The organism is Eleftheria terrae (genome assembly GCF_030419005.1).
GTDB classification, from domain to species: domain Bacteria; phylum Pseudomonadota; class Gammaproteobacteria; order Burkholderiales; family Burkholderiaceae_C; genus Caldimonas; species Caldimonas terrae.
Genome location: NZ_CP106951.1, coordinates 910,696 through 928,167, shown reverse-complemented (window position 1 = coordinate 928,167; position 17,472 = coordinate 910,696). Strand labels below are relative to the sequence as shown.

General features: G+C 71.9%; 12 protein-coding genes and 1 pseudogene. 2 read left to right on the top strand and 11 right to left on the bottom strand.

What is annotated here, in order from left to right:
• Positions 1-377: 377 nt before the first annotated feature.
• The 3 genes from N7L95_RS04155 to N7L95_RS04145 form a co-directional block, all read right to left on the bottom strand.
• Entirely contained in the window at positions 378-1,412 is a 1,035-nt protein-coding gene (locus N7L95_RS04155; RefSeq protein ID WP_301260063.1) for a DUF1338 domain-containing protein, read from the bottom strand.
• Positions 1,413-1,544: 132 nt separating this feature from the next.
• Entirely contained in the window at positions 1,545-3,050 is a 1,506-nt protein-coding gene (amaB, locus tag N7L95_RS04150; RefSeq protein WP_301258557.1) for an L-piperidine-6-carboxylate dehydrogenase, read from the bottom strand.
• Between the two features lie 18 nt (positions 3,051-3,068).
• Positions 3,069-4,163, bottom strand: coding sequence for a saccharopine dehydrogenase family protein (locus N7L95_RS04145; RefSeq protein ID WP_301258556.1), 1,095 nt, complete (start codon positions 4,161-4,163; stop codon positions 3,069-3,071).
• 163 nt (positions 4,164-4,326) lie between these two features.
• On the opposite strand from N7L95_RS04145, the gene N7L95_RS04140 reads away from it, so the two are divergent.
• Together N7L95_RS04140 and N7L95_RS04135 are read left to right on the top strand one after the other, a co-directional pair.
• On the top strand, positions 4,327-4,803 hold the full coding sequence (locus N7L95_RS04140; protein WP_301260062.1) for an Lrp/AsnC family transcriptional regulator: 477 nt from the start codon (positions 4,327-4,329) through the stop codon (positions 4,801-4,803).
• Positions 4,804-4,957: 154 nt separating this feature from the next.
• Positions 4,958-5,479: a cupin domain-containing protein gene (locus tag N7L95_RS04135; protein ID WP_301258555.1), complete on the top strand. Its 522-nt coding sequence runs from the start codon at positions 4,958-4,960 to the stop codon at positions 5,477-5,479.
• A gap of 16 nt (positions 5,480-5,495) precedes the next feature.
• Here N7L95_RS04135 and N7L95_RS04130 read toward each other — a convergent pair whose 3' ends face one another.
• From N7L95_RS04130 to N7L95_RS04090, 8 genes and pseudogenes are all read right to left on the bottom strand, one after another.
• On the bottom strand, positions 5,496-6,164 hold the full coding sequence (locus N7L95_RS04130; RefSeq protein ID WP_301258554.1) for a hypothetical protein: 669 nt from the start codon (positions 6,162-6,164) through the stop codon (positions 5,496-5,498).
• A 369-nt stretch (positions 6,165-6,533) separates the two neighbouring features.
• Positions 6,534-7,016 carry a DUF3597 domain-containing protein gene (locus N7L95_RS04125; RefSeq protein WP_301258553.1) on the bottom strand — a complete coding sequence of 161 codons (483 nt, stop codon included), beginning with the start codon at positions 7,014-7,016 and terminating at the stop codon, positions 6,534-6,536.
• Positions 7,013-8,220: pseudogene (locus tag N7L95_RS04115) on the bottom strand (methyl-accepting chemotaxis protein); the annotation flags it as partial. The pseudogene N7L95_RS04115 and the gene N7L95_RS04125, both read right to left, overlap by 4 nt.
• A 296-nt stretch (positions 8,221-8,516) precedes the next feature.
• Positions 8,517-9,812, bottom strand: a complete 1,296-nt coding sequence (locus N7L95_RS04110; protein WP_301258552.1) for a phospholipase D-like domain-containing protein — start codon at positions 9,810-9,812, stop codon at positions 8,517-8,519.
• A gap of 580 nt (positions 9,813-10,392) precedes the next feature.
• The gene (locus N7L95_RS04105) at positions 10,393-12,750 is read right to left on the bottom strand and encodes a penicillin acylase family protein (RefSeq protein WP_301258551.1); all 2,358 of its coding nucleotides are present in this window, start codon (positions 12,748-12,750) and stop codon (positions 10,393-10,395) included.
• A gap of 11 nt (positions 12,751-12,761) precedes the next feature.
• Positions 12,762-13,412 carry an outer membrane beta-barrel protein gene (locus tag N7L95_RS04100; protein WP_301258550.1) on the bottom strand — a complete coding sequence of 217 codons (651 nt, stop codon included), beginning with the start codon at positions 13,410-13,412 and terminating at the stop codon, positions 12,762-12,764.
• A gap of 96 nt (positions 13,413-13,508) precedes the next feature.
• Positions 13,509-15,164 (bottom strand): PepSY domain-containing protein, encoded by a 1,656-nt coding sequence (locus N7L95_RS04095; RefSeq protein ID WP_301258549.1) that lies wholly within the window; start codon positions 15,162-15,164, stop codon positions 13,509-13,511.
• Between the two features lie 8 nt (positions 15,165-15,172).
• Complete coding sequence (locus N7L95_RS04090) at positions 15,173-17,350, bottom strand: TonB-dependent receptor (RefSeq protein WP_301258548.1); 2,178 nt, start codon at positions 17,348-17,350, stop codon at positions 15,173-15,175.
• Positions 17,351-17,472 lie beyond the last annotated feature (122 nt).

The following is a 17,472-nucleotide window of genomic DNA, read 5'->3' as shown; positions in this document are numbered from 1 at the left end:
CCACGTCACCGGCAGCGAATGCGCACACCCCCAGCGAATGCGCACACGCCCAGCGAATGCGGCCGCCGCCGGCGAATGCGGACGCTTGAGCGGCGGGTTGCTCCGCCGCGGCCCCCAGTGACGAGACCCCGGCCACCCACTCAAACTTAACTTCGAACTAACGCCATAGGGATAGTTCACCTGTGAGGGTCCTAGAGTCGCAGGGGGGCCGATTTTCGCGCGCGGCAGGGGGAGGTTTGCGCGAATGTGGGAGGTGTCCTGGCCCTGGGTGGGGCTCGGATCAGGGGGGCGGTGGGGAGGGCACCGCGGGGGAGGGAGGTGGCGAGGCAGGGCGGTGCCTGCAAGGCGAAGCCGCCCTGCCCAGCGAATGGGGCGCCTCAGGCCAGGGCCGCTTCCTTGCGTGTCATCTGGAAGATGCCGGTCGCATTGGCGGCGTCGAAGGCCAGGTCCAGGCCCGGTGGCTGGCCGCTGGCCGGCTCGGCGGGCAGGGGATGGCGCTCGATGAACTCGTAGAACGAGCCGGGCACGCCCAGGCGCACCACGCCCGCGGGTGTGAGGAACTCGCGCTCCACCTCGGCGGCGCGGAAGGCGGTCTGGCGGACACGGCCGGTGGCCGACACCTCGATGCTGTCCTTCAGCGGCCGGCCCCGCTCGCGCTGGGCGCGCGCCAAGGCTTCGAGGTCGGCGACGCGGTCCGTGGCATGGTTGAAGGCATTGCCCTCGGTCGAGATCCAGGCCATCTCGGCCGACTCGGCCAGCAGGAGGTGGTAGTCGTCCAGCGCGAACAGCTCATGCTGGCGGCCAAAGCAGCGCAGCAGGCGTGGCAGCAGCGCACGCGCTTCTGCCCAGGGCAGGCTGCCCTCCTGCTGCAGGCGTTGCAGCAAGCCGAGGTCGCCCGGCGAGAGAGGATCGCGGGAGGCCCCGACCACCCGGCTGACCGCCGCCTGGAAGGGCGCCGAAAACCGTTCCGGGTGCAGTTCGGAGACGAAGAACTGCGCGATGTCCTGCGGCACGTCCTGGTGCCGCCAGGCGCGACCGGTCATGCGCAGGCGCGGCAGTGGATAGGTGGCGGCCGGCTCGAAGCCGAGCGGGCGCAGCACCCGGGCGATGGCCGCCTCGCCCGCGGGCAGGCTGCCACAGTCCCAGGCCACCGTGCGCAGCGCGCCATGGTCGAACACCACCTTGTAGCCGGCCGCCTGCAGCTCGGCGACATAGGCCGCGCCGACCGGCACACGCTTGAGCAGGTCGACGAACAGCGCCATGTTGAGCGCCTGCGCGAGCTCGGCCCGGCTGAGCGTGTCGGCGGGCGGCCGCAGCAGCGCGGGTGCGATGGTCAGCTGCGCAAAGGCGAGCGAGGCGCCGGCCGGGCCGAGGAGGTCGGAGACGAGGCGGGACAAGCCGGTGTCGGCCATGAGAAAGCTCCAGGTGTCGGGAAGTCGAAAGCAGGCGGGACGCAGCAGTGCGCCGGCCGCGATGGCGGCCGGCATGCTGCCGGTGTGCTGCCGGTGTGCGGGAAGCCCGCGGCGCCTGGCCGCGGGGCAGGCTCAGACGTCGAACCTGACGCCCTGGGCCAGGGGCAGTGCGCGCGAGTAGTTCACCGTGTTGGTGGCCCGGCGCATGTAGGCACGCCAGGCATCGGAGCCGGACTCGCGGCCACCGCCGCTGTCCTTGTCGCCGCCGAAGGCGCCGCCGATCTCGGCCCCCGAGGTGCCGATGTTGACGTTGGCGATGCCGCAGTCCGAGCCGCGCGCCGAGAGGAAGGTCTCGGCCTCGCGCAGGTCGTTGGTGAAGATGGCCGAGGACAGGCCCTGCGGCACGTCGTTCTGCAGCGCCAGCGCCTCGTCGAACTCGCGGTAGCGCAGCACGTAGAGGATGGGGGCGAAGGTTTCCTCGCGCACCACCGCGGTCTGGGCCGGCATGCGCACCAGCGCCGGCTCGGCATACCAGGCGTCGGGATGGCGGTCGGCCAGAGCACGGGCGCCGCCGCTGACCTCGCCGCCCTCGGCGCGGGCGCGTTCCAGGGCGTGCTGCATGGCCTCGAAGGCGGCACGGTCCACCAGCGGGCCCACCAGGGTGCCGGCTTCGAGCGGGTCGCCGATGCGCAGCTGGGTGCGCACGCGCTCCAGGCGCTGCACCAGCTCGTCATGCACGCTCTCGTGCACGATGACGCGGCGGGTGGTGGTGCAGCGCTGGCCGGCCGTGCCGTAGGCGCCGAAGACGATGCCGCGCACCGCCAGCTCCAGGTCGGCCGAAGCGCTCACGATGATGGCGTTGTTGCCACCCAGCTCCAGCAGGCAGCGGCCGAAGCGCGCCGCCACGCGGGGCGCCACCGCCCGGCCCATGCGGGTGCTGCCGGTGGCCGAGAGCAGCGCCACCTTGGGATGGTCGGCCAGCACTTCGCCGAGTGCGGCGCGGCCGATCAGCACCTGCGACAGGCCCTCGGGCGCGTCGGCACCGAAGCGTTGCAGCGCGCGCTCCAGCAGGGCCTGCGTGGCCAGCGCGGTCAGCGGTGTCTTCTCCGACGGCTTCCAGATCACCGGGTCGCCGCAGACCAGCGCGAGCGCTGCATTCCACGACCACACCGCGACGGGGAAGTTGAAGGCACTGATGATGCCGACGACGCCCAGCGGATGCCATTGCTCCATCATCCGGTGGCCCGGCCGCTCGGAGGCAATGGTGAGGCCGTGCAGCTGGCGCGACAGGCCGACCGCGAAGTCGCAGATGTCGATCATCTCCTGCACTTCGCCTTCACCCTCGCTGGCGATCTTGCCGACCTCGATCGAGACCAGCCGGCCCAGCTCGGCCTTGTGGCGGCGCAGTTCCTCGCCCAGCAGGCGCACCAGCTCGCCGCGCCGCGGCGCCGGCACCTGGCGCCAGGCGCTGAAGGCGGTGTGGGCGCGCTCGATGGCGGCGTGCATCTGCTCAGGGGTGGACTCGTGCACCTGGGCCAGGGCCGAGCCGTCGATGGGGGAGCGCACCGGCAGCGTGCCGCCGGCGAGGGCCGCGGCGGGAACGCCGAGGGCCTGGAGTAGCTCGTGTGCGTGTTTCATCATCATGGCTCCGGGAAATCAGGCGATCGACTCTACATGGCGCGACTGCTGGTAGGCGCAGCCGAAGCGGTTGGCCAGGAAGTCGGGCAGGGCCACTTGTTCCTGGCGGATGAAGCCGGTGCGTGGCAGCTTGCCTTCGCGGAACAGGTCGACCGCGGCACAGATGCCGGCGGCGGTGGTGATCTGGATGGCCGACAGTGCGGCGCCTTCGGTGCGGTCGGCGAAGATCTTGCGCGCGAACACCTCCTGCACCAGCGAGCCGTTGCGCAGGCCGCTCACCGTGACGAAGACCAGCACCACGTCCTGCATGGTGCTCGGCACCGACTTGCGCAGGATGTCCTTCAAGGTCTCCTGCTCATCCTTGAGCTGCAGCTCTTCGAGCAGCATCTTCATCAGGTCGCGGTGGCCGGGGTAGCGCACCGACTTGTAGTCCAGCGTGCGCACGCGGCCTTCCAGCGTCTCGCACAGCGTGCCAAGGCCGCCGGAGGTGTTGAAGGCCTCGTACTCGACGCCGTCGAGCGAGAAATGCTCCATGCCTTCCAGCGGCAGCAGCTCCAGGCGGCGGCGGTCGCGGATGGCTTCACAGGGGTGGCAGTACTCGTTGATGAGTCCGTCCACGCTCCAGGTGAGGTTGTACTTCAGCGAGTTGGTCGGGAAGGCCGGCAGCGCACCGACGCGCATCTTGACGTCGTGCAGCGTCTCGAACTGGCTGGCCAGGTGGTGCGCGACGATGCCGACGAAGCCCGGCGCCAGGCCGCACTGCGGCATGAAGGCGGTGCTGGCGCCTTCGGCCAGGCGCTTGATCTCGCGGGTGGCGGCCACGTCCTCGGTCAGGTCGAAGTAGTGGCAGCCGGCTTCACGGGCCTGCGTCGCCGCGGTGATGGCCAGGTGGTAGGGCAGGGCGTTGATGACGGCATCGTGGCCCCGCATGGCGGCCAGCAGCTGGCGGGCATCGGCAGTGTCGGCCACCTGGGTGGCGACGTTGAGGGCGGCCAGCTTGGCCAGGGCCGGCTCGCTCTTGTCGACCACCGTCACCTGGTAGTCGCCGCTCTCGCTCAACAGGCGGGCAATGGTCTGGCCGATGTGGCCGGCACCGAGAAGAACCACTCGCATATCGTCTCCCGAATCGATGTTGTCGGTTGAAGGAATGCGGCTGAGTCTAGGGAGGGGTGCTGACGAAAAAAAGCGCGAGTTCGACGATACGCGCAGTGTTGCCGACGAAATGTCGCGCGCTATGATGCATTTCGTCATCAATGCCCATCACTTGCCCATTGCCATGCCCAAGTCACCCGCTGCGCCGCCCGCGCCCTTGCCTGTGGCCAAGGACCAGCTCGACCGCGACCTGCTGGCCCTGTTGCAGGCCAACGCGCGCGAGAGCACCGCCAACCTGGCCCGCAAGCTCGGCGTGGCCCGCACCACGGTGCTGGCCCGGCTGTCGCGGCTGGAGCGCGAGGGGGTGATCGTCGGCTACACGGTGCGCCTGGGCCAGGACCTGGCCGACCGCTCGGTGCATGCCTATGTGGGCATCACCACCGAACCGAAGTCCGGCCGGGACGTGACCCGTCGCCTGGCCCGGCTGCCGGAGCTGCGCCAGCTGTGCTCGGTGAGCGGGGAGTTCGACTACATCGCGCAGCTGCGGGCCGATTCGATGTCGCGGCTGGATGCCTTGCTGGACGAGATTGGCGAAATCGACGGCGTGACGAAAACCACCACCTCGGTGGTGCTGGCCGTGCGCACTGACCGCACGGCGTAGCGCACGGCTGGTCGGCAGGACTGGGGCCGTGAACCTGCCGCCAGCGTTCCTGCGCCTCATCGGTCGTGCCAGGCTGAGCTGGCCGGGCCGGCAGGCGTGCGTCGGGACGCGTGAGCCGCTGCACAATGCTGGCTTTTGCCCCCGGAGTCCAATGATGAGTGATGCTGGTGTGACCGCTGCGCCGCTGCCTTCGTCGCGGGCCAGCGACCTGATCCGGCTGCTGCACCTGCAGCCGCACCCGGAAGGCGGGCACTACCGGGAGGTGCATCGGTCGCCGGCGACCGTGCAGCCCGACGATGGCCGCCCGCCTCGTTCAGCGCTCACGACCATCGACTTCCTGCTGGCCGCGGGCCAGCGCTCGGCCTGGCACCGGGTGGTGTCCGACGAGGTGTGGCACCTGCTCGAAGGCGGGCCGCTGCGGCTGTGGCTGCTGACGCCGGCGCTCGACCGCGTCCATTCGGTGGAACTGGCGCCGGCCAGTGCGGCTGGCATGCCGCGCCAGGTGGTGCCGGCGGGCTGGTGGCAGGCGGCGGAGCCCCTGGGCGAATTCGCCTACGTCGGCGCCACGGTCGGACCGGGCTTCGACTTCGCCGACTTCTCCTTCCTGCGCGACGACGCGCCCGCGGTGGAGGCGCTCGGCCGCTTGCAGCCCGACCTGTTGCGGCTGCTGCGCTAGTGCCGGGCGGCCGGCTTCACTCGGTGGTCTGCACCGCCACCAGCTTGCCGCTGGGCGTCTCGAACTCGCAGCGGTAGCTGAACGGGATGGAGCTCATGCCGGGCGCGCGTTGCACACCGCCCTGGCCTTCCAGGCTGGCCCGGTGCTCGGCGGTCGGGCGCAGCCGCCGCGAGTCGGAGCCGAAGGCAATGCGGCCCACGCGCGGGTACTTCTGCTTGAGTGCCGCCGCCGTGGCGGTCTCGCAGGCCTCGGTGGAGATGTGGTGGATGTCGGCTTCGCGCAGCTTCGGCGCGGCGGCCGCGGTGCGCTTGCCGGTCTCGCGGAACACCACGCCGGAGGTGGCGCCACTGGTGGCGTTGTAGGCGCAGCTGTAGGTGAAGGGCATGGCGCCGGCGGTGCCCTGGTAGCGACCTTCGCCCTTCACGCCGGTGTCATCGCCGCTCATGGGCGTCAGCACCCGTTTGGCGGCGGTGAACTGCACGTCTTCGGCGTCCTGGCCGCGCATGGTGCGGATGGTCTCGGCCACGGCGGCCTCGCAGCGTTCGGCAGCGGCGCCGTGGTCCTTGGCAGTCGAGGGGCGGCCGGCAGCGGCGCTGGCGGCGGGCGGGATGTCAGCCGACGACGTCTGTGCCAGGGCGGGGCCCGACAACAGCGCAATGCCGGCAAGGAGGAGGCGAAGCTTCATGGAGAGGCATTGTCGCGGCAAACGAAACGCTACATCTTGTCGCGTTTGCCGGCCGGCGGCAAGGCGCCGGGCTGCCGTCTGTCTTGCAGCGGGCTACCGCTGGTAGGCCGCGCCTCGCGGCCAGGGGACTGCGCTGCGGTGTGGCGGGTCGTGGCCCGCGTGGCGCTGTTCGTCATGGACTTCTTCCGCCAGGTGCCGCGTGCAGCGAGGGCCGGGGTATCCGTATCGCCGTGCCGATCCCGTGGCTGCCCGGGTCGGGCCCGAGCGGGCCACACCGCGGCCGGAGCGCCAGGCGGCCAGCGCCGGCCGCTGGCCCGCGGGGCGACGCTGCCCCGGCCACCGGGAGGGCAGCGGTGCGGCGGGACGGGCTCAGTCCTTCAGGTCGGCCGGCACCTGGCCGCCGTTGTCCGCCAGCTTCTTCATCACCTGCTTGTGCAGCCAGATGTTCATCGTGGCGGAGTCGCCGGTGTCGCCGCTGTAGTGGAGTTCCTCCGCCAGCGCCTTGCGGGCTGCCAGGCTGCTGTCGAGCTGGAGCAGCTTCAGCAGGTCAACGATGGAGGTGCGCCAGTTCAGCTTCTCGGTGCTTCTGCCGTTCATGGCGTCGAGGATGGCCGCGACATCCACCGGTGCGCTCGCTGCGGCCGGCATCACGCCCGGCGTGGCAGCCGCGCCGGGCGGGCTGGCGGGACTGGCCGCCTGGGCAGGCGCCGGCGCGGGCGAGCCCTGTGCGGGGGAGGGGGCAGGCACCGCCGCGGCCGGCGAGGGCGCCGGGGTCGCCTGGGCCGGCACGGGGGTGGGCGCCGCATGCGCGGCCGGGAAGATCTTCTTGAGGATGTCCTTGAGCAGACTCATTCCGTCTCCTGGGAAGGCGGCGCCGACATGGCGCCGCATGCCCGCAGCACCTTAGCGGCTGCCGGGCCCCGCTTCTGTAGGAGAAACGGCAGCCGCACCGCCCGGTGCGGGCCCGGCGGCAGCGCACGGTGTGCCGCACCCTGGCGCCCGGGAAAGGTCGGGCACTCCACGCGGCTCGGCGCCGGGCAGGAGGCGGCCTGCGGGAGCCCGTCGCGCATGGCTTGCCACCGCATGAGGGTGCGGTCCAGCGGCTTCGCTGCCAGCCCGGCGGTGCAATGCGCTCAGGCCGGCGCGAGCTTGAACACGCTCACTGCGCGCACCAGGTCTTCCGCCTGATGGCGCAGGCTCTCGGCGGCGGCTGCGCTTTCCTCGACGAGGGCGGCGTTCTGCTGGGTGGTCTGGTCCATCTGCGCGACGGCGGTGCCGACCTGGGCCACGCCGCTGCTCTGCTCGGCGCTGGCGGCGCTGATCTCGTCCACGATGTGGCTGACACGGCCGATGGACTGCACCACCTCTTCCATCGTGCTGCCGGCCTGCGCCACCAGGGCGCTGCCTTGCTCGACCCGCTGTGCGCTGACGGTGATCAATGCCTTGATCTGCCGGGCTGCCTCGGCGCTGCGCTGTGCCAGGCCGCGCACCTCGCCAGCCACCACCGCGAAGCCGCGGCCTTGCTCGCCGGCCCGGGCCGCCTCGACGGTGGCGTTCAGGGCCAGCAGCTTGGTCTGGAACGCGATGCCTTCGATCACGCCGATGATGTCGGCCACCTGCCGCGCGCTGTCGTCGATGCCGCGCATGGTGCTCACGACCTGGCTCACCACCGCGCCGCCACGCGCTGCGACGTCGCTCGCGCCGCACGCCAGCGCGCTGGCCTGGCGCGCGTGGTCGGCGTTCTGCCGCACGGTGACCCCAGCTGCTCCATCGACGAGGCGGTTGGCTGCAGCGCGCTGGCCTGCTCCTCGCTGCGTTGCGAAAGGTCGAGGTTGCCTTGCGAGATCTCGGTGCTGGCGGTGGCCACGCTGTCCGCATTGCTGCGCACGCGGCCCACCACCTGTGCCAGGCTGGCGTTCATCGCGGCCAGCGCATGCAGCAGCTCGCCCACCTCGTCGCGCCCGGTGACCGACACCTGCCGGCTGAGGTCACCCGCCGCGACCGCCTGCGCCAGCTGCCGCGCCTGGCGCACCGACCGGGTGGTGGCCCGGTTCACCTCGCGCTGCGCACGCTGGATGGCTTGCAGGTCCGAGCGCAACAGCAGGCTGGCGGGCAGCGCCAGCATGCTCACGGCCAGCAGGCCAAGGAGCAGGAACTTGTGGAAGAAGCGGAGGTTGCCGATGAAGGAAGTCATGCGCGGTGTGGCCCAGGCGCCGGCCATGGGGATCGATGTCGGGGTGCCTTCTTGCCGCTGTCCGCCCAGGGCGGGCTGCAGCGGCGCTCAGCATTCCTCATCGGCGCGCACCCGGCCGGCTTGAGGCGAAACCGGCCGGTGGCCCGGCCCCGCTTGATTCACATCAATTCATTGAACATGAACAAGGCCTTGTCCTTCAGCTGGTGCCACCGCCCGCGCCGGGCCCAGCTGGCAGCGTCGAGCTCGACGCAGTGCCGGGCGTCGCGCTCGAAGACGGCCTCGAAGTGCCGGGCCAGTGCAGCATCATGCAGGCCGATGGTGATCTCGTCGTTGGTCTCGAGCGAGCGGTCGTCGAAGTTGCTGGAGCCAATGGCGCACCAGACGCCGTCCACCGTCAGCACCTTCTGGTGCAGCAGGGTGGTCTGGTATTCGAAGATGCGCACGCCGGCATCCAGCAGCTTGCCGAAGTTGCGGTGGGCGGCATGCTGCACCAGCGGCATGTCGGACGCTTCGGCCGCGGGCACCATGATGCGCACGTCCACGCCGCGGGCCACTGCGCGGCCGAAGGCCTCGATGGCTTCCGCGTCCGGCAGGAAATAGGGGTTCTGGATCCATAGCCGCTGCCGTGCCAGGCAGATCACCAGGTGGTGCAGGATCTTCACTGCCGGCGGCGAGCCTTCGGGTTTGACGCAGGCCACGTGCACGGCGACGTTGCCGGCGTCCGGCAGTGGCGGAAAGACCGCCTCGCCGACAAACAGCTCGCCGGTCTCCTCGATCCAGTTCTCGCTGAAGGCGTACTGCAGCGTGCGCACGGCCGGCCCCCGGATGCGCACCCCGATGTCGCGGAAGTGGTCGCGGTCCTGCGCCTCGCCAAGCCACTGGTCGACGATGCAATGCCCGCCCAGCAAGGCCACCTGCCCGTCGACCACCACCAGCTTGCGATGGTCGCGTTCGTTGAACACGCCGATGTTGCGGATGTGGCTCGGGTGGTGCATCTCGAACTTGCAGCCGGCGTCGCACAGCCGGCGCTGGGCGGCCTTGCCCATCTTGCGTCCGCCGCGGGCATCGACCAGCACCCGCACCTCCACCCCGGCGCGGCGCCGCTCGACGAGCGCGTCGACCAGGCGCCGGGCGAGCACCCCGTCCTTCCACAGGAAGGTCTCGAAGTGCACCGAGTGGCGGGCCGCGGCGATGGTCTCGAACAAGGCCTCGAAGAAGGCGCCGTTCTCGAACACCTCGACTGCGTTGCCGCCGATGATGGGCCCGTGGGTGAGGCCGGCCAGCGAGTCGATGAGTTGCGCCATGGGGGCGTCGCAGTCCACCGCCAGGCGCGGGTCGCGGTGCCGCTTGATGGACCAGATGAACAGCACCAGCAGCACCACTGCCAGCAGCAGCACCCCGGTGAGCAGGCCGGGGCCGTCGGGCCGCAGCGCGTCGAACCAGTGGTCGGCCATGGCTCAACGGCGGGTGCGGAAGGCGCCGCTGCGCGGCCGCGGCACGGCTTGTCTGGCGAATGCGCGCGGGGCGCCGGGGCGATCGGTGGCGGTGGATGACGTGCTGCAGGCAGGCGCAGCGGCGGCGCGCTGGGGCATGGGCGGTCCTCGGCGAACGGATCGCCCGATGCTAGCCAGCGGGAGCGCCGCGGAAAGTCGGCCAAATGCCGACGCACGGCCCGGGCACCACGGACCGTTGCGACGGCGGTGCAGCGCATGCAGCCAAGGCAGCGCCGCGGGCCGTGCCACCCCGGGCAGGCCGCGCTCGATGCCAGGCAGGGAAAGCCTGCCTGCCGGCCGGCCGCCCTGCCTGCCGGCCGGCCGCCCTGCCTGCCGGCCGGCCGCCCTGCCTGCCGGCCGGCCGCCCTGCCTGCCGGCCGGCCGCCCTGCCTGCGGCGATCGCTGCGGCGCCCCGGCGCGCAGCCGCCCCTTCAGGCCGGCGCCCGGGTCCGCCGTGTGGCGAGCCCCGGGCGAAGCAGGGCCTAGAGCCGCTGCCGGGAGCCACTGCAGCGCGGCTGCAGCGGGGACCGGGCGGCCTTGCCTATTGTTTCAACACCAGTCGCCGGTAGCCGGGGTCGGACCGGATCTGCTCCTCGGTGAAGGGCAGCACGATCCAGTCCTTGCGGCTGAACCGCTCGGTCTGGTCCTTGAAGTGCGGCGAGTCGGGATTGTCCGACTGCGAGTAGGCGAGCAAGGCTTGTGCATGCGGGCCGTCGGCGTCGAAGCCCACCGCCTGCAGGTAGCTGGCACCCTCCAGCACCTCCCGCTCGCCCGGCGCCGAGGCCTCGGCGTACATGGCGTTGTAGATCCCCAGCAGCTCGCTGCCACCGTGCACCGGCACGCGCACGCCACCGCGTGTCGCGCCCTGCACCTCACCCCAGGTGCGGCCCGGTGTCCAGCCCGCAGCATGGGTCTGTGCCACTGCCTCGCGCAGGGCCGCCTGCAGGGCGCTGGCAACGGCGGCGTCGTCCACCTTCAGGCCGCGCGGTGTGTGCAGGGGGTCCTGTGGATCGTAGGGCAGGCGCCAGACCTCCGGGTGATCCTGAAGATAGGGCTGCAGGGCCTCGAAATAACCGTAGCCGATGCCGGCGTCCAGCTCGGCCCGCCGGTGCCAGGCGGCAAGCGCCGGGCAGGGGCTGCCGGCCTCCGTGGCGAGCGGCTGGCCGGGGCGGCAGAGCTGCAGCAGGTCGTCAAGCACCAGCTCCGCCAGATGGACGCGGTTGTTCATCACCAGGTCCTGCACCTGCCGCAGCGAGATGCGACGGCCGGGCTGGCCGTCGCGCCCGGCCAGGCGGTCTTCGATCTGGGTGAGCCCGCTGCGGGTGCGCAGGCTCGGCGGCTGGCCCACGAGGTTGGCCACCGGGGTCGGGCCGACCAGCGGTGCCGCCGGCTGGGTGAGCCAGGCGCTGTCGTTGGCGTTGTGCACATAGTCGTCGCGCTCCAGCACCGGCAACTGGTCCGCGGGCAGCACGCCGGGCTGGGGCGCCCGAGGGTCTTGGTCCCAGTGGCAGGCTGCAGTGCGACCGTCCAGCACCCAGATGCCTGCGGGCACCAAGGATTCGAATTCGGGCACCTGGCAGTCGGCCAGCTTGCGTGCCGGCAGGTTGGGCACCGGGGTGACGTCCATGAACAGCGTGCGGCCGTCCTTGTCGGCGGCCAGCGTGGTGTTCCACGGGTTGCCGACGATGCGCAGGTTGGCCGCCTTCAGCTCTGCCAGCGAACGGGCCCGGTTCATCGCATGCCATTGCGCCACCATGCGGTGGTTATCGACATTCATGTCGCGCATGGCATAGGCGGCAGTGGCGCTCCAGTCCATGGTTCCCGCCACCACCACCACCGGGCCGAACTCGGTGGCGTAGAAGTCGCGCGCCTGCCGCACCAGCCGGCCGTCGGCGCCAAGCACCTCGATCTCGACATGGCGCCGCACCATCGGCTTGCTGATGCCGTCGACCCGATAGCGGGTGGCATCGGCCGGGTCCAGCTCGAGCCGGTAGAAGGTGGAGCGTGCGGCATTGCTGGTCGTGTGGGTCCAGGCGAAATCGCGGGTGAAGCCGATGCCCACCGCCGGCAGGCCGGGCAGGGTGGCCCCCATCACATCCATCCTGCCGGGCAGTGTCAGGTGCAGTTGGTACATGCGCTCGATGCCCGACCACGGGAAGTGCGGGTTGCCAAGCAGCAGGCCACGGCCGTTCTCACTCGCGGCGCGCCCGAAGGCGACGCCGTTGCTGGCCGTGCGGGGGCGCCGCGGCAGCGCCTGGGCAAGGCGCGGTTCGCGGCGGGCGGCGGCCTTGGCCTCTGCCACTGCGGGCTCGGCGCCCGGCGGCTGTGCGGCGGCGAGCGCCGCGGGCTGGCCGCTGAGGCCATTGAGCGTGGCGTAGTAGCGCATCAGCCGCACCAGGTCGGTGTGGTCGATCTCGCGCACCCAGGCAGCGTTGCGGCAGGCGGCGGGCAGGCCGCCGGGGCCGCTGTCCTTCAGGAAGCGGTTGTAGCCCGCCACCCAGCCGGTGTGCAGGGCGCGGACCTCGGGGGTCTGGGCCTGCCAGTAGGCCTGCACGGCGCCGTCATGCTGAATGAGGCGCTGGGCATAGTCGGAGGCGATGTTCTCCGGCAACGGTGCCTGCGCGTCCTGCTTGCCCGGGCCGAAGTGGCGCGAGCGCTCGCCGCGCAAGCTCATGAATTTCTCGGCAATGCTGCAGACGTTGTCTTGTGCATAGGCATAGGCGATGCCGAAGCCGAGGCTGGCCTCGTCGTCGGCCACCACGTGGGGAATGCCCCAGGAGGTGCGGCGGATCTCTGCCTGGTAGGACGTCTTGTTGTCGTTGTCGTTGTCGTGGCCGTCGCCGCTGCAGGCGGCGAGCAGCAGCACGGCGATGGCGGCGGGGGTGGAGCGGGCGGACATGGCGACCTCGCTCAGAAGCGGTAGAACAGGCTGGCCGAGACCAGATGGGCCGAGGCCCGCCCGGGGGCCTGCTTGCGGCCGATGCCCTGGAAGGTCTCCAGCTCGGTGCGCAGGCCGTAGTGCTCGTTGATGCGGTATTCCATGCCGATGCCGGCCGTCAGGCCGTGGCGCAGCTTGTTCTCGCGATCGTCGCGCAGGCCGCTGCGCCGGAGCTCCGAGCGGGCCCAGTGCAGCGAGGGCCCGCCCTTGGCGAAGAGGCTCAGCTGGTCGGTGACCGGCAGCCGGCCCACCGCGGTGAAGGACAGCGCAGCGGCCTCGTAGGTCTCGCGCGCGCCGCCGCTGTACTTCAGCTCGGCACGGCCCAGGCAGGCGTACTGCATCTCCAGCGAGAGCGAGGGCAGCAGCTCGTAGCCGCCGAACAGCTTGCTGCAGATGTTCTTCTGGTCGATGCCACGCTGGCGGGCCTGGCCCGGCACGCTGAAGTCCTCGGTCTTCAGGCTCTGGTGCGGCCGGCCGATGCCGAAGCCGGCGTACCAGCGGCCGGCACTCTCGCTGAGGGGGGGACCGGACTGGGCCTGGGCAGGCAGCGAAGCCAGGAGGTGGCCGGCCAGGACGGAGAGGGCGGCCGCCAGGCCGCGGTGGCGGGCAAGGGAGAGGGACATGAGCGTTGTTTCCTGTGGCTGGGGGAATGTGCAGGGCCGGGCCTTGCAACGGTCGCCAGTGTGGGCAGCCGGGCAGCAAACACGCAGTGCCGGAAGTCATGTGCCGCGCGGGGCAGGCGCGATGGTCGCGGGGGGAGCCGTTGCCTGGTGGCGCGGCACCCCCCGCCCGGGCTCGACGGGCGGAGGTCCCGCGGCCCCGCCAGCGCCGGGCGGCTCTGGGCCTGCCGGGCCGCGGCATCCCCGCCGGCACTGGCGCCGGCGGCTGGCCCGCAGGCGACGCCAACCGATCACCACGCCGCTGGCAGACACGACCAGGCCCGCTGCACAGGCCGCCCACATCACCAGGTCCCAGGCCGGGCGCCGCTGGATCAGCCAGGGAAAATCGAGGCTGTGCGCGCCGTTGAAGAGCCAGCGGCGCAGGCGGCCGCGGTCGTCGCTGCTGCCCAGCACCTGGCCGCTGGCCGGGTCGATGTGCAGCCAGGTGCGCCGTGCATCGGCCAGCACCACCCGCCACACCGGCAGGCGGCGCGGCCGGTGGTGGCCATACCAGTGCGCGTCTTCCCGGGTGAGCCAGTCGATGCGCGCGACGGGGGCGCCCGGCACCAGGCGCTGCACCGCCTGCCGCAGCTCTGCAGCGGTGAGGGCCGGCGCCGGTGCGGCGCGCACCGCGTCCACCACCTGGCTGCGGCCGAGGCCGTCGCGCCACTGCAGCAGCGGCCGGCCCGCAATCCACAGCAGCTGCAGCTCGCGCGCATCCGGTGGTGCGGCCGGCGGCCAGCGCAGGGCATCGGTGCGGCCTGCCGCGTGGTAGCGCGCCAGTGCCTCGGCGCCGAGCGCGCTGCGCTCGAACCAGCGATTGGGGTCGATCGAGAGCCAACCGCTGGCGATCCAGCCCAGCAGCAGCACGCCGCCCAGCAAGCCCGCCAGATGGTGCCAGGCCAGCCAGCCGCCGTAAGGCGTGATGTGCCCGGCCCGGTAGCGCCGGCGCAGCCGCATCCGCAGCACGCCGATGACGAGGCCGCTGGCCGCGGCCACGATGCCGGCGCCCGACACCCAGAGCACCACCTGGCGCCATAGCGGCGCGTCGGCCCGCAGCGGCGTGAAGTACAGCCAGTGCGGCACCGCGCCCAGCCAGTTCCAGGCGCGCTCGCGGCGCGTGGTGTCGCGCACGACTTCGCCGCTGACCGAGGACACGTACAGCTCGGTGCCCGCGGCGTCCGCCACTTCGACCCGGTGCAGCGGGCGCAAGGCGTCGAGGCTGCCCGACACGGTCCACTGGTCTCGCTCCAGCGTCTCCACCGCGCGGACCGGGGCGCCGCCTGCGAAGGCCGATGCGATGGTGGCTGCCTCGCGGGCACCGAGCGGCGCCAGTGCCGCGCCGTCGCGGGCCGAGACGGCATGCCGGCCACCGTGCGCGTCCACCACCCGCCATACCGGGCCGGCCTGCGGCCCGGCAGCCAGCATCTCCAGGCCCATGCGCCGGGGCGCTGCGGCCCGCGCTCCGGCGGGCAGCGCAGCCAGCGCCGCGGCGGGGCCAAGCCGGGCCTCGTGCAGGTGCAGCGGGCGCAAGCCGCGCAGGCGTTCCTCGTCGTCCAGCGACGGAAAGCCGATGTACATCATCACCAGGCCACTGGCGAACCACATCACGAACAGCAGGCAGCCGGCGATGCCGAGCCAGCGGTGCGTGGCGTACAGCGCGCGCCTGCAAGGCGGCCAGAGGCGGCGTGCCAGCGGCCCCGGGAAGTGCCCCATGGCCGGCCTCAGAAGCGCAGGTGGGCCGACAGCTCGACCGAGCGCGGCCGGCCCAGCAGCCATTGCTGCCCGTCGTTGGAGGTGGACAGCGCATGGTCGCGGTCGAACACGTTGTCCACCTGCAGGGTGACTTCCAGGTCGCCCCGGGGCAGCCAGGCCAGCGCCGCGTCGACCACCGTGTAGGCGCCGAGCTGCCGGCTGTTGGCGGTGTCGACCTGCCGGCGACCCACATGGCGAAGGCCCGAGCGGGCCTGCCAGCCGGGCGCCGGCCGCCAGTGCAGCCAGAGGTTGGCCGCTTGCTGCGGCACGCCGGGGGGCGTCTTGCCGGCGCGCGAGATGACGGCGCGGCCCACTTTTTCGTCGAAGTCGTCGTAGCGGGCATGCAGCCGGGCGAGGTTGGCCTCCAGCCGCAGCGTGCGCGCCAGTGCCAGCTCCACGGTGGCCTCGACGCCTTGCGACGACTGCTGGCCGATCTGCTGCTGCAGGGCGGGGTTGTGCGGATCGCGCGAGAGCAGCTTGCGCTTCTCGATGCGATAGAGCGCCACCGACCAGGCGCCGCGCCCCTGATCCAGCAGCTGCTTGTAGCCCAGCTCCAGCTGGCGGCCGGTGGTGAGGTCGTAGTGCGCCATCGACGGAGACAGCGACACCAGCCCGCCCAGCGGGTCCACCGCCCGGGCGAGCTGGGCATACACCGACTGCGCCGCGCTCGGCGCCCACACCACGCCGAGCCGGCCGGTGGTGTAGGCAAAGGTCTTGTCGAAGCTGCCGGCCGGCTGGGCGAGGTCGTGGCGTTCGACGTCGACATGGTCGCGCCGCAGGCCGCCCACCAGCGACCAGTGGTCGTCGATCACGAGGCGGTCTTCCATGAACAGCGCGACAGTGCGGGTGCGTGTGCGAAAGCGCGGCCGGTAGCTCGACGGCGAGGCATACCGGCCGGGGTCGAAGCGCTCGAGATCGACCGTCGACTGCCCGCCATAGGGCGCATCGGTGGCATGCCGGAACTGGATGCGGTTGAGGTCCAGGCCCAGCACCGCCCGGTGGCTGTAGCGGCCCAGCGGATGCGCCAACGCCACGTCAAGCCGGTTGCCGACTTGTTCCTGGTCATGGCCGATCTGCAGGTAGTCCTCGCGCAGCACGTGGCCGCTGTCGGGCAGGTGGGCATAGCTTTCGGTGTTGCGCCAGTGGCGCCGGCTTTCCAGGCGGTAGAGCTGGTTGCGCAGCCGGAGCTGCTCGTTCAGTGCCCAGTCGGCTTCCAGGCGGGTCCAGCGGTCGCGGTAGCGGATGGCGGCGTCTTCGACGTTGTAGTTGAGCCGCCGGTTGCGCTCGTCGAGCCGGCCGTTGACGAGCGGCACGCCGAAGTAGCGCTGCGGCCGCTGGTGTCCCTCGTCGTGCGAGAGCCGCAGGCCCAGCGTGGGCGACAGGTCCCATTGCAGGCTGCCGCCGGCGGCCAGGCTGCGGGCGTCGCCGCGGTCCATGAAGCCGCTGCTGCGGTGGTGGCTGATGTCGAGGCGGTAGGACCAGCGCTCATCGAGTGCGCCACCGCTGCCGAAGGCCGCACGCCGCGTGCTGTCACTGCCGACAGCCAGCAGGGCCTCATGGGCGGCCGGCTGGCGGGATGGCTTCTTGGGCACGATGTTGACTGCCGCGCCAATGGCCCCTTCGCCGAACAGCACCGAAGCCGCGCCGCGCAGCACCTCGATGCGCTCGATGGACCAGGCGTCGAAGGGAAAGGTGACGGTGCCTGCGCCGACCTGCAGCCGGGTGCCGTCGAACAGCTGCATCACCGACCCATGGCCGCCGAAGCCGCGGGCGGACAGGGCGCTGCCGCCATTGCCGGGGGCGGGCGAGGCGGTGATGCCGGTGGCCCGGCTGACCGCCTCCAGCACCGAGGTGTCGCCCCGTTCGCGCACGGCGTCGCCAGACAGCACTTCGATGCTGGCCGGCGTCTGCAGCGGCGTCAGCTCGAGCCGGCTGCCGGTGCGGGTCGGTTGGTCCAGCGCCCCGGCGCTGGCGCGGCGGGCTTGCACCTTGATGTCGGGCAGGGTGGCCGGCGTGGTCTCATGCGCGCGGCTCGCCGGGGCGGCGGCGCCGGCCAGGGCGGCTGTCAGCACGGCGGCCGGGGGGAAGGCACTGGAGTGGAACGCACGGGAGTGGAGAACCCCGGTGCGGCGCGGTTGGTCGTTCATGGCCCAGCTCTCTGGCGGGCCGCGTCCCCGCAGCCCGCCTTGCATTGCATTGCAGGAAGAAGCCGGGGAGGGCGACGCACGGGCGGCACCGGGCGGCCTGCGGGCAGTCGCACCGGTGTGCC

What these genes read in the sequence shown, in the direction of transcription:
- N7L95_RS04125 (WP_301258553.1), bottom strand. Translation starts at nt 7,016, where the DNA reads ATGAGTCTGCTCAAGGACATCCTCAAGAAGATCTTCCCGGCCGCGCAT.
- N7L95_RS04130 (WP_301258554.1), bottom strand. Translation starts at nt 6,164, where the DNA reads ATGAAGCTTCGCCTCCTCCTTGCCGGCATTGCGCTGTTGTCGGGCCCC.
- N7L95_RS04105 (WP_301258551.1), bottom strand. Translation starts at nt 12,750, where the DNA reads ATGTCCGCCCGCTCCACCCCCGCCGCCATCGCCGTGCTGCTGCTCGCC.
- N7L95_RS04100 (WP_301258550.1), bottom strand. Translation starts at nt 13,412, where the DNA reads ATGTCCCTCTCCCTTGCCCGCCACCGCGGCCTGGCGGCCGCCCTCTCC.
- N7L95_RS04090 (WP_301258548.1), bottom strand. Translation starts at nt 17,350, where the DNA reads ATGAACGACCAACCGCGCCGCACCGGGGTTCTCCACTCCCGTGCGTTC.
- N7L95_RS04135 (WP_301258555.1), top strand. Translation starts at nt 4,958, where the DNA reads ATGAGTGATGCTGGTGTGACCGCTGCGCCGCTGCCTTCGTCGCGGGCC.
- amaB (WP_301258557.1), bottom strand. Translation starts at nt 3,050, where the DNA reads ATGAAACACGCACACGAGCTACTCCAGGCCCTCGGCGTTCCCGCCGCG.
- N7L95_RS04145 (WP_301258556.1), bottom strand. Translation starts at nt 4,163, where the DNA reads ATGCGAGTGGTTCTTCTCGGTGCCGGCCACATCGGCCAGACCATTGCC.
- N7L95_RS04140 (WP_301260062.1), top strand. Translation starts at nt 4,327, where the DNA reads ATGCCCAAGTCACCCGCTGCGCCGCCCGCGCCCTTGCCTGTGGCCAAG.
- N7L95_RS04095 (WP_301258549.1), bottom strand. Translation starts at nt 15,164, where the DNA reads ATGGGGCACTTCCCGGGGCCGCTGGCACGCCGCCTCTGGCCGCCTTGC.
- N7L95_RS04155 (WP_301260063.1), bottom strand. Translation starts at nt 1,412, where the DNA reads ATGGCCGACACCGGCTTGTCCCGCCTCGTCTCCGACCTCCTCGGCCCG.
- N7L95_RS04110 (WP_301258552.1), bottom strand. Translation starts at nt 9,812, where the DNA reads ATGGCCGACCACTGGTTCGACGCGCTGCGGCCCGACGGCCCCGGCCTG.